At 71.0% G+C, this 12,219-nt stretch carries 15 protein-coding genes; 13 read left to right on the forward strand and 2 right to left on the reverse strand.

The annotated features are described in order from the left end of the window. Window positions 1-42 precede the first annotated feature (42 nt). The 4 genes from VGD32_RS01810 to VGD32_RS01825 all read left to right on the forward strand — a co-directional run bounded on the left by VGD32_RS01810 (window position 43) and on the right by VGD32_RS01825 (window position 3,175). Window positions 43-891 carry an aldo/keto reductase gene (locus VGD32_RS01810; protein ID WP_331030193.1) on the forward strand — a complete coding sequence of 283 codons (849 nt, stop codon included), beginning with the start codon at window positions 43-45 and terminating at the stop codon, window positions 889-891. Then, on the forward strand, window positions 888-1,133 hold the full coding sequence (locus tag VGD32_RS01815) for a helix-turn-helix transcriptional regulator (RefSeq protein ID WP_331030194.1): 246 nt from the start codon (window positions 888-890) through the stop codon (window positions 1,131-1,133). Before VGD32_RS01810 ends, VGD32_RS01815 begins: the two co-directional genes overlap by 4 nt. A gap of 63 nt (window positions 1,134-1,196) precedes the next feature. Continuing rightward, a complete protein-coding gene (locus VGD32_RS01820) occupies window positions 1,197-2,732 on the forward strand; it encodes a UbiD family decarboxylase (RefSeq protein ID WP_331030195.1) in 1,536 nt (511 codons plus the stop codon). Between the two features lie 104 nt (window positions 2,733-2,836). Continuing rightward, window positions 2,837-3,175, forward strand: a complete 339-nt coding sequence (locus tag VGD32_RS01825) for a hypothetical protein (protein ID WP_331030196.1) — start codon at window positions 2,837-2,839, stop codon at window positions 3,173-3,175. 4 nt (window positions 3,176-3,179) lie between these two features. Here the strand turns inward: VGD32_RS01825 and VGD32_RS01830 are convergent, their stop codons facing one another. Further along, on the reverse strand, window positions 3,180-4,154 hold the full coding sequence (locus VGD32_RS01830; RefSeq protein WP_331030197.1) for a helix-turn-helix transcriptional regulator: 975 nt from the start codon (window positions 4,152-4,154) through the stop codon (window positions 3,180-3,182). A gap of 90 nt (window positions 4,155-4,244) precedes the next feature. On the opposite strand from VGD32_RS01830, the gene VGD32_RS01835 reads away from it, so the two are divergent. From VGD32_RS01835 to VGD32_RS01870, 8 genes are all read left to right on the forward strand, one after another. Continuing rightward, entirely contained in the window at window positions 4,245-4,730 is a 486-nt protein-coding gene (locus VGD32_RS01835; RefSeq protein WP_331030198.1) for a DUF1579 domain-containing protein, read from the forward strand. Then, window positions 4,727-5,386, forward strand: coding sequence for an NIPSNAP family protein (locus tag VGD32_RS01840; RefSeq protein WP_331030199.1), 660 nt, complete (start codon window positions 4,727-4,729; stop codon window positions 5,384-5,386). The genes VGD32_RS01835 and VGD32_RS01840 overlap by 4 nt, the downstream gene beginning before the upstream one ends. A 52-nt stretch (window positions 5,387-5,438) precedes the next feature. Then, window positions 5,439-7,271, forward strand: coding sequence for a M14 family metallopeptidase (locus VGD32_RS01845; protein WP_331030200.1), 1,833 nt, complete (start codon window positions 5,439-5,441; stop codon window positions 7,269-7,271). A gap of 2 nt (window positions 7,272-7,273) precedes the next feature. Further along, on the forward strand, window positions 7,274-7,678 hold the full coding sequence (locus VGD32_RS01850) for an MAPEG family protein (RefSeq protein WP_331030201.1): 405 nt from the start codon (window positions 7,274-7,276) through the stop codon (window positions 7,676-7,678). A gap of 40 nt (window positions 7,679-7,718) precedes the next feature. Further along, window positions 7,719-9,074 carry a TldD/PmbA family protein gene (locus VGD32_RS01855; protein ID WP_331030202.1) on the forward strand — a complete coding sequence of 452 codons (1,356 nt, stop codon included), beginning with the start codon at window positions 7,719-7,721 and terminating at the stop codon, window positions 9,072-9,074. After that, the gene (locus VGD32_RS01860; RefSeq protein WP_331030203.1) at window positions 9,071-9,865 is read left to right on the forward strand and encodes a 3'(2'),5'-bisphosphate nucleotidase CysQ; all 795 of its coding nucleotides are present in this window, start codon (window positions 9,071-9,073) and stop codon (window positions 9,863-9,865) included. Before VGD32_RS01855 ends, VGD32_RS01860 begins: the two co-directional genes overlap by 4 nt. A gap of 22 nt (window positions 9,866-9,887) precedes the next feature. Then, complete coding sequence (locus tag VGD32_RS01865; protein WP_331030204.1) at window positions 9,888-10,130, forward strand: DUF4170 domain-containing protein; 243 nt, start codon at window positions 9,888-9,890, stop codon at window positions 10,128-10,130. Window positions 10,131-10,191: 61 nt separating this feature from the next. Next, a complete protein-coding gene (locus tag VGD32_RS01870; RefSeq protein WP_331030205.1) occupies window positions 10,192-10,383 on the forward strand; it encodes a hypothetical protein in 192 nt (63 codons plus the stop codon). A gap of 3 nt (window positions 10,384-10,386) precedes the next feature. Here VGD32_RS01870 and VGD32_RS01875 read toward each other — a convergent pair whose 3' ends face one another. Beyond that, window positions 10,387-11,052 carry a fused DSP-PTPase phosphatase/NAD kinase-like protein gene (locus VGD32_RS01875; RefSeq protein ID WP_331030206.1) on the reverse strand — a complete coding sequence of 222 codons (666 nt, stop codon included), beginning with the start codon at window positions 11,050-11,052 and terminating at the stop codon, window positions 10,387-10,389. Window positions 11,053-11,365: 313 nt separating this feature from the next. On the opposite strand from VGD32_RS01875, the gene VGD32_RS01880 reads away from it, so the two are divergent. Then, a partial coding sequence (locus VGD32_RS01880) for a hypothetical protein (RefSeq protein ID WP_331030207.1) occupies window positions 11,366-12,219 on the forward strand: 854 nt, incomplete at its 3' end.

Consider the following 12,219-nt stretch of genomic DNA (forward strand, 5'->3'; position numbering starts at 1 on the left):
GGGAGTCGCGCCTAGGTTAGCGGGCCCTTCCGGAGCCCGCCCATGACCGACCAGCCCGCCATCACCGTCGACGGAAACCGCATCCCCCTGCTCGGCTTCGGCACCTGGATGCTGGAGCCCGTCGACGCCCGCCGCATGGTCGCGGAGGCGCTGCGCATCGGCTACCGCCACATCGACACGGCCTGGATCTACCGCAACGAGGCGGCGGTCGGCGACGGCATCCGCGACGCGATCGGCGCCGGCCATGTCGCCCGCGACGAAATCTGGCTGACCACCAAGATCTGGGTCGATCATTTCCACCGCGACGCCCTGCTGTCGCAGGCGGAAGAGTCCGCCGCCAGCCTCGGCTTCACCCCCGACCTGCTGCTGCTGCACTGGCCGAAGAAGACGCCTCCCTTCGCGGAGACGCTGGGCGCCCTGAACGAGGCGAAGGACCGGGGCCTGACCCGGACCATCGGCCTGTCCAACTTCCCGTCGGCGGAATTCCGGCAGGCCCAGGCGCTGTCGACGGCCAAGCTGGTTACCAACCAGGTCGAGTATCACCCCTACCTCAAGCTGACGACGCTGCTGGACACCGCCCGCGACCTCGGCTCCTCCATCACCGCCTGGTCGCCGCTGGCCCAGGGCAAGGTGGCCGACGACCCGACCCTCAACGACATCGGCCGCGCCCACGGCAAGACGCCGGGACAGGTCACCCTGCGCTGGCTCATCCAGCAGAACGTCATCGCCATCCCCCGCACCGCGAAGGAATCCCGCGCCGCGGAAAACTTCGACATCTTCGATTTCTCGCTGTCCGCCGGGGAGATGGACCGCATCCACGCCCTCGCCCGTCCCGACGGCCGTCTCGGCGACTGGATCGATCCGGCCTTCCGCTGGGACGACGAGGGGTGAGCGTCCACGGCTTCCCGGCCTCCGATCCCGAACAGGTCGCCCTCGGCGCCCGCCTCCGGCGCTGGCGAACCGAGCGGGCGACCGACGTGGAAACCCTCGCCGCGGCCCTCGGCATCACGCCCGCCGACCTGCGCCTCGTCGAGGCCGGCCGCGCCCGTATGACCAGCGCCCAGGTCTCGGCCGCCACCCGCGTGCTCGGCCTGCCGATCTGGGCCCTGACCTCGGACACAGCCGCGCACTGACCGCCTCGGCGGGTGACAGCGCCGCTTCCTCCGCCTAATCCAGCGGTCAGTCTGGAGCGATCGATGGCCTACAAATCCCTGCGCGACTTCATGGTGATGCTGGAAGCCGCCGGCGAACTGGTGCGCGTGACGGAGCCCGTCTCCACCCATCTGGAGATGACCGAGATCCAGACCCGGCTGCTGCGCAACGGCGGCCCGGCGGTGCTGTTCGAGAAGCCGGTCATGCCCGACGGCTCGATCAGCCCCGTCCCCTGCCTCGCCAACCTGTTCGGCACGGTCAGGCGCGTGGCCATGGGCGTGACCCTGGAGAAGAAGCAGCGGACCACCGCCGCCGAACTGCGCGAGGTCGGCGAACTGCTCGCCTTCCTGCGCAACCCGACCCCGCCGCGCGGGCTCGGCGACGCCATGGAGATGCTGCCGCTGGCCCAGACGGTGATGTCGATGCGGCCCAAGGTGGTGAAAAAAGCCCCTGTCCAGGACGTGGTGCTGACCGGCGACCGGATCGACCTGACATCCCTCCCCGTCCAGGGCTGCTGGCCCGGGGAGCCCGCCCCTCTGATCACCTGGGGTCTGGTCGTCACCAAGGGACCTTCTGACGACCGCGAGGACGACTTCAATCTCGGCATCTACCGCATGCAGGTGCTCGGCAAGGACCGCGCCATCATGCGCTGGCTGGCCCATCGCGGCGGAGCCCAGCACTACGCCCGCCACAAGAAGCGCTGCAAGGAGCCCCTGCCCTGCGCCGTCGTCCTCGGCGCCGATCCCGGGACCATCCTCGCCGCCGTCACTCCGGTGCCCGACACCCTGTCGGAATACCAGTTCGCGGGCCTGCTTCGCGGAGCCAAGGCCGAGCTGGTCCCCTGCAAGACCGTGCCGCTGATGGTCCCGGCCCAGGCCGAGATCGTGCTCGAGGGCCACGTCCTGCTCGACGAGCATGCGCCCGAGGGCCCCTATGGCGACCACACCGGCTACTACAATTCCGTCGAGACCTTCCCGGTCTTCCAGGTGTCGGCGATCACCATGCGCCGCGACCCCATCTATCTGACCACCTTCACCGGCCGCCCGCCGGACGAGCCCTCGGTGCTGGGCGAGGCGTTGAACGAGGTCTTCATTCCCCTGCTGCGCGCCCAGTTTCCCGAGATCACCGACTTCTGGCTGCCGCCCGAGGGCTGCAGCTACCGCATCGCCGTGGTGTCCATGAAGAAGGCCTACCCCGGCCACGCCAAGCGCGTGATGCTCGGCGTCTGGAGCTATCTGCGCCAGTTCATGTACACCAAGTGGGTCATCGTCGTGGACGACGACATTGACGCCCGCGACTGGAAACAGGTCATGTGGGCCATCTCGACCAAGATGGACCCGGCCCGCGACATCACCCTGATCGAGAACACCCCGATCGACTATCTCGACTTCGCCAGTCCCGAGAGCGGCCTCGGCTCCAAGATCGGCCTCGACGCCACCGACAAATGGCCGCCCGAGACGAAGCGCGAGTGGGGCGAGGAAATCCGCATGGACGCGGATGTCGTGGCGCGCGTCTCCGAAATCTGGGGCCGTCTCGGCCTGCCGGGCGACGGGTCACCGATCTGGAAACGGCCGGCGTGACCCAAAGGCCGCACGCCTCGCTCAAATGTGTCCAAAAAGCGCTTTTCGGGTGACGAACTTGTAATCTACAAACAGGGTTCGGTTCCCTTCCCGGAGAGGCCTTCATGAAACGCACCCTCGTCGTCGCCATCGCCCTGGCCACCGCCATGCCGGTCATCTCGCTTCCGGTCACGGCGGACGCGCAGGTCCTGACGGGCCGGGGAGCGCCGCGCCGCGCGTCGCCGCCCCGCCCGCGCCTCAGCACCGCCGAGACGAACCGGCTCTATGAGGCCGAGGACCTGGTGGCGGAACTGGATGGGCAGATCGCCGACATCCAGGCGGCGGCCGAGGGCCAGGACGGCGGCCTGACGCCGGCCCAGACCGCCGAGATCGCCGAGCTGACCCGCCGCCGCGACGAGGCCCAGCGCACGGTCGAAAGGCTCCAGGCCAAGCGCGACCGCTGAGCCGTCACGCCGGATAGAGCGCCGCCAGCCGTTCGGCCGTGCGGCGCATCTCCGCCCTCAACGCCTCCGGCGCCATGACCTCGGCCTCGGCGCCGAGGCGCAGAAAGTCGACCGCGGCGTGCTCGACCGATTCAATCGGGACCACGGCCTCGGCCCAGCCGTCGCCGGCCGAGGCGTCGAGGGCTGCGGCGATGCGGGCCTGTTCCACGCCCAGCCGCGCCAGCCGCTTCCGCCCCTCCTTCGACAGCCGCAGCGTCGCCTGACCGGTGAAGATCTCCGCCTCGAACCGGCGCGACGCCTCCGCCCACCAGGCCGCGAGATCGAAACCGGCCGGCCGCTCGAACGACGTCTCTCCGACCGTCAGGTCGAGGATGTTGGCCACGCGATAGGTGCGCGGCTCGCGGCGCCCTCCCTCGCCGGGGCGGGCCGCCAGGTACCAAAGCCCGGCCTTCAGGATCAGGCCCAGCGGCTCCAGCTCGCGCCGCACCTCGCCCTTCCAGCTCTCGTAGCGCACCGTGATGCGCCGGCTGCTCCACACCGCCTGGGCGATGGCCGGCAGGCGTCCGGCCTCGTCACCGGCCTGATACCAGCCCACCGGATCGAGGTGGAACCGCCCCGCCAGCCGCTCCGCCGCCGCCTGCCGCTCCGGCGGCAGGGCCGCCAGCAGCTTCAGCTGCATGGTCGTGACCGCGCCCGCCAGGCCCATCTGCGCAGCCGGCCCGGACAGGCCGCCCAGGAACAGCGTCTCCGCCTCGGCGTCGGTCAGGCCGGTCAGTCGCGTGCGGTAGCCGTCCAGCAGCTGGAACCCGCCGGACCGGCCCCGGTCGGCGTAGACCGGCGCGCCGGCCGCGCTCAACTGGTCGATGTCGCGATAGATGGTGCGCACCGACACCTCGAACTCCGCCGCCAGCGCCTCGGCGGTCATCCGTCCCCGGGTCTGGAGCAGCAGCAGGATGGAGAGCAGTCGGCTGGCGCGCATTTTTCTACGATAGCCGATAAATCCTGACAGCGGGTGTCAGCTTACCCCGCCTATCCCTCTCGCCTCCCCTTGCGAGAAGGAAGACCGCCCATGACCGCCCTCCCCGTCGAATCCGCCGCCGTTCACGACTTCGACTTCCTGTTCGGCCGCTGGACGGTCCGGCACCGCAGGCTTCTGACCCGCGGGGTGGGTGCCGACGACTGGGACGCGTTCGACGGCACGGCCTTCACCGAGCCGCGCATGGGCGGAATCAGCAACATCGAACAGCATGACTGCCCTGCCCGCGGCTGGCGCGGCGTGGCCCTGCGCACCCTCGACCTCGCCGTCGGCGACTGGTCCATCTACTGGATCAGCGACCGCGACGGCCGCCTCTCTCCGCCGGTCGTCGGCCGTTTTCAGGGGGACGGCTGCCGCCTTGAGGGGCCCGATGCCGACGGCGGCCGCCCCGTCGTCGCCCGCTACGAATGGTCCCGCATCGGCTCCGGCGCGCCCCGCTGGGAGCAGCATTTCTCATACGATGCCGGCGCGACCTGGGAGTTGAACTGGGTCATGGACTTCTCGAGGGCCGCGGCGTGATTGTCGAACTGCGCCAGTACACGCTGCATCCGGGCCGGCGGGACGTCCTGATCGACCTGTTCGAACGGGAATTCGTCGACAGCCAGGAAGCGCTGGGCATGACCCTGATCGGCCAGTTCCGCGACCTCGACGATCCCGACCGCTTCGTCTGGTTGCGCGCCTTTCCCGACATGGAGGCGCGGCGGCGCTCGCTCGAGGCCTTCTATTCCGGCCCGGTCTGGCAGGCGAACCGCGACGCGGCCAACGCCACGATGATCGATTCCGACGACGTCCTGCTGCTGACGCCGCTCGGGGGAATCGCCGTGCCCGCGCCCGGCGAAAGAGGGCCGCGCGGGGCCCGCGGTCCGGGGCCGGGTCGGGTTCTCGCCGGCGTGCACGCGCTGGACGGCCCGCACGATTCCCTGCCCCGGCGGTTCCGCGACGTGGCGGTCAGCGCCTTGCGGAACGCCGGCGCCGGCCCGGTCGCGGCGCTGGTCACCGAGGCCGGGACCAACACCTTCCCGCGCCTGCCGGTGCGCGAGGGCGAGCGGGTGCTCGTCTGGCTCGCCGCCTTCGCCGACCCGATGGCGGCCGACGCGGCGTGCGACGTCTTCACGGAGCGGTCGATCCAGCGGCTGCGCCTCGAACCGACGGCCCGGTCGCGCCTGCATGGCTAGGCTCCGCCATACGGACTTGCCACCAGCGAGCGGACGGCGGATGAGGGAGACCATGCGCTCCACCCTGATCCTCGCCGCCTGTGCGGCCCTCGTGTCGAGTCCCGTCATGTCCCAGTCCGCGTCCCCGTCCGTTCCCAACGCCGCCCCCTGGGACCAGGCCTTCCTGCCGCCGGCCCCGGCGTGGGACGGCGGCAGCCGGGCCCTGCTGCGCGACGCCTCGGATCCGTGGGTGACGCCGTTCGAGGCCGATCCGGCCCATGACTTCAGCCCCGGCTACGCCGATACCCGGGCCTGGTTCGACCGCCTCGACGCCGCCTCCGACCTGATCCGCATCGAGCAGTTCGGCGTCTCGCCCGAGGGCCGGCCCATCTACGCCGTCATCGCCTCGAAGGACGGCGCGGCCTTCGATCCGGCCAAGCCTGTGCTGCTGGCCCAGGCGGGCATCCATCCGGGCGAGATCGACGGCAAGGACGCGGGCATGATGCTGCTCCGCGACATCGCCTTCAACGGCAGGGACGACCTGCTGGACCGGGTCAACCTCATCCTGATCCCCATCCTGTCGGTTGACGGCCATGAGCGGGCCTCGGCCTACAGCCGCCCCAACCAGCGCGGTCCGCGCATCCAGGGCTGGCGCACTACGGCGACCAACCAGAACCTCAACCGCGACTACCTCAAGCTGGACCAGCCCGAGATGCGGGCCGTGCGCGGCCTGATCCTCAAATACCGCCCCGACCTCTACGTCGACATCCACGTCACCGACGGCATGGATTACCAGTACGATGTAACCTACGGATACAACGGCGAAAACGGCATATACTCACGCTCCCCCGCCACGGCGCGCTGGCTGGACTCCGCCTTCAAGCCGGCCGTCAACGCGGCTCTGGAGGCGCAGGGCCATATTCCGGGTGAACTGGTCTTCGGTCTCGACGGCGACCCGAAGAGCGGCCTGTCCGACGGCGGTCTCGGCGAGCGTTTCTCCAACGGCTGGGGCTCGGCCGCCCACGTCCCCACCATCCTGATCGAGAACCACAGCCTCAAGCCGCACGAACAGCGCGTGCTCGGAACCTATGTCTTTCTCGAACAGGCCCTGCGCACCCTGGCCGCCGAGGGGTCCGGCCTGCGCGCGGCCATCGCCGCCGACAGCGCCCTGCGTCCGGCGGACATCCCCGCCAACTTCGTGCAGGACGCGCAGCCCTCGACTACCCGCGCCTTCAAGGGCATCCGCTACGAGATGTACGACAGCCCCGCCTCGGGCCGGCAGGAAATACGCTGGCTGGGCGAGCCGGACCCGGAGCTCTGGAATCTGCCGTTCTACTCCTCGCATCCGACCCTGATGCTGAAGCGGCCCGAGGCCTACTGGGTGCCGGCCCACCGGGCCGACATCATCGAGCGCCTGCGCCTCCACGGCGTGACCATGGAGGCGCTGGACGCGCCCCGCACGGTTTCCGTCGAGATGTTGCGCCTCGAAGATCCGAAGCTGGCCACCCGCCCCAACGAGGGCCACGTCCCCGTAACCGTCACCTCGGTCACGCCCGAGCGGCGCGACTGGAGCTTCCCGGCCGGCTCGGTGCGCGTGCCGACGGACCAGCCGCTCGGCGACATCGTGGTGCTGCTGCTTGAGCCGCAGTCGTCCGAGAGCTTCTTCGCCTGGGGGCTGTTCCCCGAGGTTCTCAGTCGCGTCGAATACATCGAGGGTTACGCCATCGCCCCCCTGGCCGAGCGCATGCTCGCCGCCGACCCCGCCCTGAAGGCCGAATTCGAGGCGAAGCTGGCGGCCGAGCCGGCGTTCGCCGCCGACGGCGATGCGCGTTTGCAGTGGTTCTATGAGCGAACCCCGTTCTATGATGACCGCTACCGTCTCTATCCGGTGGCGCGGGAGAACTGACCATGGCCGGGATGATCGCTCTGCACGCCGCGGGCTTCTGGAGCGGTCTTCTCATCCTTGTTCTCATTGTGCTGTCGGTCCGGGTCGTCATGACCCGCCGACGCCAGCGGGTCATTCTCGGGGACGGCGGCGATGAGGTGATGATCGTAGCCGCCCGTCGCTTCGGCAACGCCGCCGAGTATACGCCCGTCGCCATCGGGGCCCTGATCCTGCTGGCCCTGATCGGCTGGCAGACCTGGATCATCCACCTCGTGGGCGCCGCCTTCCTGCTCGGCCGGGTGATCCATCCATTGGGCCTCGCCTTCGGCAAGGGTCCGCCGCCGGCGCGCGTGGTCGGCATGACCCTGACGTGGCTGCCGCTGCTCGTCGCCGCCGTCCTGCTGATCGCGGGCCCCTTCATCGCCTGACGCCGGTTGCGTCGCCGGGGCCGCCCGGCCATATCGGGGCATGTCTGATAGCCTGCCGCCGTCCGCCTCCCCCGACATTCTGTCCGATCTGGTCGCCGCCGCGCTGAGGGCCGGCGCCGACGCCGCCGAAGCCGTCTCCGCCGAGCGCGCCGCCCTCTCCGTCGGCGTCCGCAACGGCGCGCTGGAGGATGTCGAGCGCGAGGAGAGCCGGGACCTTGGCCTGCGGGTCTTCATCGGCCGCCGCCAGGCCACCGTTTCCGCCTCGGGCCTGTCCGACGCCACCCGCGCCCGGCTCGTCGAGCGCGCCGTGGCCATGGCCCGGCTCGCGCCCGAGGACCCATACGCCGGTCTCGCCCCGCAGGACCGCCTCGCCCGCGGCCCGTTCGCCGACCTCGACCTGTTCGACCCGTCCGGGCGCTCCGCGGCCGAGTTGGAGGCGGTCGCCGCCGAGGCCGAGGCCGCCGCCTTGGCCGTGCCCGGCGTCGCCCGCTCCGAGGGCGGCCACGCCTCGGCCTCCTCGAGCCGGTGGCGCCTGGTCACCTCGCACGGCTTCGACGGCGCCTACCACGGCTCCGCCTTCTCGCTGGGCGTCGGCGTCATCGCCGAGAAGGATGGTGCCATGGAGCGGGGCGGCGAGCACCGCGCCGCGCGACACCTGTCCGACCTGCCCGCCCCGGACTGCATCGGCGCCGAGGCCGGCCGCCGCGCCGTCGCCCGCACGGGGCCGCGCAAGATCGCCTCGACCACCGCCCCGGTGATCTTCGAGAACCGCCTGGCCATGCAGATCCTGTCGCCGCTGATCGGCGCCGTCTCCGGTCCGTCGATCGCCCGCGGGACCTCCTTCCTCAAGGATCGGCTCGGCCAGGCCGTGCTGCCGCAGGGCGCCAATCTGATCGACGATCCCTTCCGTCCGCGCGGCCTCGGCTCGACCCCGTTCGACGACGAGGGCGTGGCGGTGACCCGCCAATCAATCATTGACGACGGCGTCCTGACCACCTGGCTGCTGAACAGCGCCGCGGCCGCCCAGCTGGGCCTCGCCTCGACCGGTCATGCCTCGCGCGGCCTTGCCGGCCCGCCCGGGGTGTCGACCCACAACCTGCATCTCGAGCCCGGCGACCGCGATCTCGACGGCCTGATGGCCGATGCGGGGGCCGGCCTGCTGGTCACCTCGATGTTCGGCCCGTCCCTGAACGCCAACACCGGCGACTGGTCGGCGGGGGTTTCCGGCTTCTGGTTCGAGAACGGCGCCGTGGCCTGGCCGGTCAGCGAGATCACCGTGGCCGGCAAGCTGACCGATCTGTATGCGCGGATGCAGCGCGGCTCGGACCTCGAGTTCCGCGGGGCCAACAACAGCCCGTCCCTGATGTTCGACGCGGTCGCCATCGCCGGGAAATGACCAGTCCGGCGGCCGACCTCGACCTGATCCGCGCCGCCGCCCTCGCCGCCGGCGAGCTGGCCCTCGCCGAGCGCGAGGCCGGGCTCAAGGTCTGGTCCAAGTCGGGCGGCTCGCCCGTCACCTCGGCCGACATGGCGGTCGACCGCCTGCTCCGCGAAGCGCTGCTCGGCGCCCGCCCGGATCATGGCTGGCTGTCCGAGGAGACCGCCGACACCCCCGACCGTCTCGGCGCCCGGCGCATCTTTGTCGTGGATCCGATCGACGGCACCGTCGCCTATATGAAGGGCAAGCCGTGGTGGTGCATTCCCATCGCCGTCGTCGAGGACGGCCGCCCGGTCGCCGCCGTCATCCACGCCCCGGCCCTCGGCGAGACCTTCACCGCCGTGCTCGGCGGTGGAGCCTGCCTCAACGGCCGGCCGATCACTGCGTCCGACACCGCCGATCTCGATGACGCCTCGGTGCTGGCCGACGCCCGCCTGATGGAGGGCCCGCACTGGCCTGAGCCGTGGCCGGCGATGCGCTACGAGAAACGCAACGCCATCGCCTATCGCATGGCCCTCGTCGCCGCCGGCGCCTTCGACGCGGCCATCGCCCTGACGCCGAAATGGGACTGGGACGTCTGCGCCGGCGCCCTGATCGTCGAGGAGGCCGGCGGCAAGGTCAGCGACCACCACGGCGGCGCGTGGCGCTTCAACCGCCCCGACCCGCGGCAGAACAGCCTCGTCTGCGCCGCCCCGGCCCTTCACCCGTTGATCGTGCGGCGCACAGCGCCTATTCCGCTCGCGCCGTGATCCCTCCCTGCCCGGAACGCCCATGACCGCCGAAACCGAAACCACCCAGCTGCTCCACCTCGTCATCGGCGGCGAGCTGCGCCATCTCGACAAGCCCGTGTTCCGCGACCTGTCCAAGGTCGAGTTCGTCGGCGCCTTCCCCAACTACGAGGAGGCCCGCAAGGCCTGGAAGGCGCGGGCGCAGGCGACGGTGGACAACGCTCACATGAGGTACTTCATCCTGCACGCCCACCGGCTGATCGACCCCCGCGGCGACGGGCAGTAGCGGAACGGGCCTGCGGCTGACGCGCTTTCCCTCCGACAGCCACGCTACGGAGGGCCCGCCCATGACCACCACCACCCTGATCGTCCTCGCCCTGCTGGCGCTCGGCGTGGGCATCGTCGTCTGGGCCGTGCGCCGCAAGCCGTCCGACCGGCCGACCGCCCTGCCGGGCGAGAGCGACACCGCCTGGAACGACCCCGTCACTCCGGCCGACAGCGCCGCCCGCCGCGCCCCCGACGCCGAACCGCGCCCCTGAGGCCTATTCCCGCCTGAGGAATTTCTCGGTCAGCAGCGTGCCCCACCACTGCGCCTTGAACTCGGCCCGGATCGCCTTCGGGTCATAGGCCTCGCTGTCGACCCAGTCGATGAAGCTCACCCCCGTCGGCTCGACCTCCTTCAGGTATTTCTCCAGCGTGTAGTCCAGCACCCCGGTCAGCCCCTCGCGATGGTGCAGGTATTTCTTGTCCAGCTGGCGGATGGCCTCCGCGATCGGCTCGCCGAGGTGGAAGGGCCGGTACAGCACCGCCATCATCCCGGCCCGGTCCGCCCCCGACTTGCAGTGGATCAGCACCGGATAGTCGATGGTCCGGAACAGCTCGCGCGCCCGATGGATGCGGTCCTTCTGGGGCGGATCGCGGCTGTCCAGCGGCGCGTCGATCAGGGTGAGGCCCAGCCGCGCGCAGGCGTCCTTCTCCAGCGCGTAGTAGGCCTCGTCCCGGGCCCCGCGCAGGTTGATGACCGTCCGGATCCCCTGCCCCTTCCAGTACGCCAGCTGCCGCGGCGACGGCTGGTTGGTCCGCACCAGGTCCGGCCCCAGCCAGTGGGCGTTCATGAACCACCGCCGCAGGAAGGCGTGGTCCTTCCAGACATAGTCCCAGCGCGCCTTCAGGCGGCCCAGGCGGGTTGAGAGGTCGTAGCGGGACATGCGGCGGAGATAGCCTCCGGCGGCGCCGGACGCCACAGGCCCAGCCTCTACATTTCCGGCTCTACATTCTCGACAAGACGCCGCCACATGCGCGACTTGATGGATATCCTCGATAGTTCCGTCCCGTGAGCGATCGGCGGAGGACTAGACGCGCCCCCCTGAGAGCAACCCGGCTGGCCGTGCAGTTGAGCTGCCGGAACCTGCGCCGCGACCGCCGGGGGGCGCCGAGCCGCCCTTGGGCGAGTGTCCCTTGCAGGGACCCGGCGCGGCTTGCCCCTTGCTCGCTCTCCTTCCAGTTGAAGGAGTTTGTCCCATGCCGATACACCCTCTGGTCGCAACCACCGCGGCCGTGTTCCTTATGGCGGCGGGGCCGACCTTCGCAGGCGAGCGGGGAGGACCGGGGGGTCCGCAGAGCTGCGGCGGCGGCTGCGGCGGCGGTGGCGGTCATCATCGTCCGCCCCACCGTCCCCCGCACCCCGGCGGTTCGACCAATGTGAACGTCAACGTCAACGCGCACGCCCGCGCCTATGCCGAGGCCAGCGCCCGCAGCGAGCTGAATGCGCGCACCTGGAGCGGCGGCGCCTACGGGCGCGGCGGCGGCGGCGGCACGGTCTACGTCGGCGGCGGCGGATACGCCGAAGGCGGCGCCTACGGCTACTCCGAGGCCTGGTACGGCGCCATCGACCGTCTCGGGCCGGCTCCGGTCAGCGCGCCCTTCGGCTACGTCGTGCGCGGCTTCGGCCGCGAGTACATCGGCTGGCGCGGCGCCCCCGGCTTCCGCCGCGGATGCGACTGCGCCCCGCCGCCGCGCCACTACGGTTACGCGCGGGAAGACGCCTGGTACGAGCGGTCGGAGTCGTACTACGAGGAGCGCCACGAGCGATCGGAGAGCTACTACGACGCGCGCGACCACTACGCCGGGCGCCGCCGCATCGAGGTCGCCCCGCCGCCCGTGCGCGTCGCCGCGCCGGAAATTCACGTCCTGCCGCCCGAAGTCTATGTCGAGCCGCCGGTCGTCCACGCCGCCCCGCCGGTCTACGTCCAGGCCCCTCCGGTCTATGTGCAGTCGCCGCCGGTCCATGTCGCCGGGCCGGAAATCCACGTCGCCGCGCCCGAGGTCCACGTCGCCCCACCGACCGTGGCCGCCGCCCCGCCGGTCGTGGTCCT

The organism is Brevundimonas sp. (assembly GCF_036402095.1).
Lineage (GTDB): Bacteria > Pseudomonadota > Alphaproteobacteria > Caulobacterales > Caulobacteraceae > Brevundimonas.

Coding starts and splice junctions, on each gene's coding strand:
- VGD32_RS01810 (WP_331030193.1), top strand. CDS start 43: ATGACCGACCAGCCCGCCATCACCGTCGACGGAAACCGCATCCCCCTG.
- VGD32_RS01820 (WP_331030195.1), top strand. CDS start 1,197: ATGGCCTACAAATCCCTGCGCGACTTCATGGTGATGCTGGAAGCCGCC.
- VGD32_RS01825 (WP_331030196.1), top strand. CDS start 2,837: ATGAAACGCACCCTCGTCGTCGCCATCGCCCTGGCCACCGCCATGCCG.
- VGD32_RS01830 (WP_331030197.1), bottom strand. CDS start 4,154: ATGCGCGCCAGCCGACTGCTCTCCATCCTGCTGCTGCTCCAGACCCGG.
- VGD32_RS01835 (WP_331030198.1), top strand. CDS start 4,245: ATGACCGCCCTCCCCGTCGAATCCGCCGCCGTTCACGACTTCGACTTC.
- VGD32_RS01845 (WP_331030200.1), top strand. CDS start 5,439: ATGCGCTCCACCCTGATCCTCGCCGCCTGTGCGGCCCTCGTGTCGAGT.
- VGD32_RS01850 (WP_331030201.1), top strand. CDS start 7,274: ATGGCCGGGATGATCGCTCTGCACGCCGCGGGCTTCTGGAGCGGTCTT.
- VGD32_RS01855 (WP_331030202.1), top strand. CDS start 7,719: ATGTCTGATAGCCTGCCGCCGTCCGCCTCCCCCGACATTCTGTCCGAT.
- VGD32_RS01860 (WP_331030203.1), top strand. CDS start 9,071: ATGACCAGTCCGGCGGCCGACCTCGACCTGATCCGCGCCGCCGCCCTC.
- VGD32_RS01865 (WP_331030204.1), top strand. CDS start 9,888: ATGACCGCCGAAACCGAAACCACCCAGCTGCTCCACCTCGTCATCGGC.
- VGD32_RS01870 (WP_331030205.1), top strand. CDS start 10,192: ATGACCACCACCACCCTGATCGTCCTCGCCCTGCTGGCGCTCGGCGTG.
- VGD32_RS01875 (WP_331030206.1), bottom strand. CDS start 11,052: ATGTCCCGCTACGACCTCTCAACCCGCCTGGGCCGCCTGAAGGCGCGC.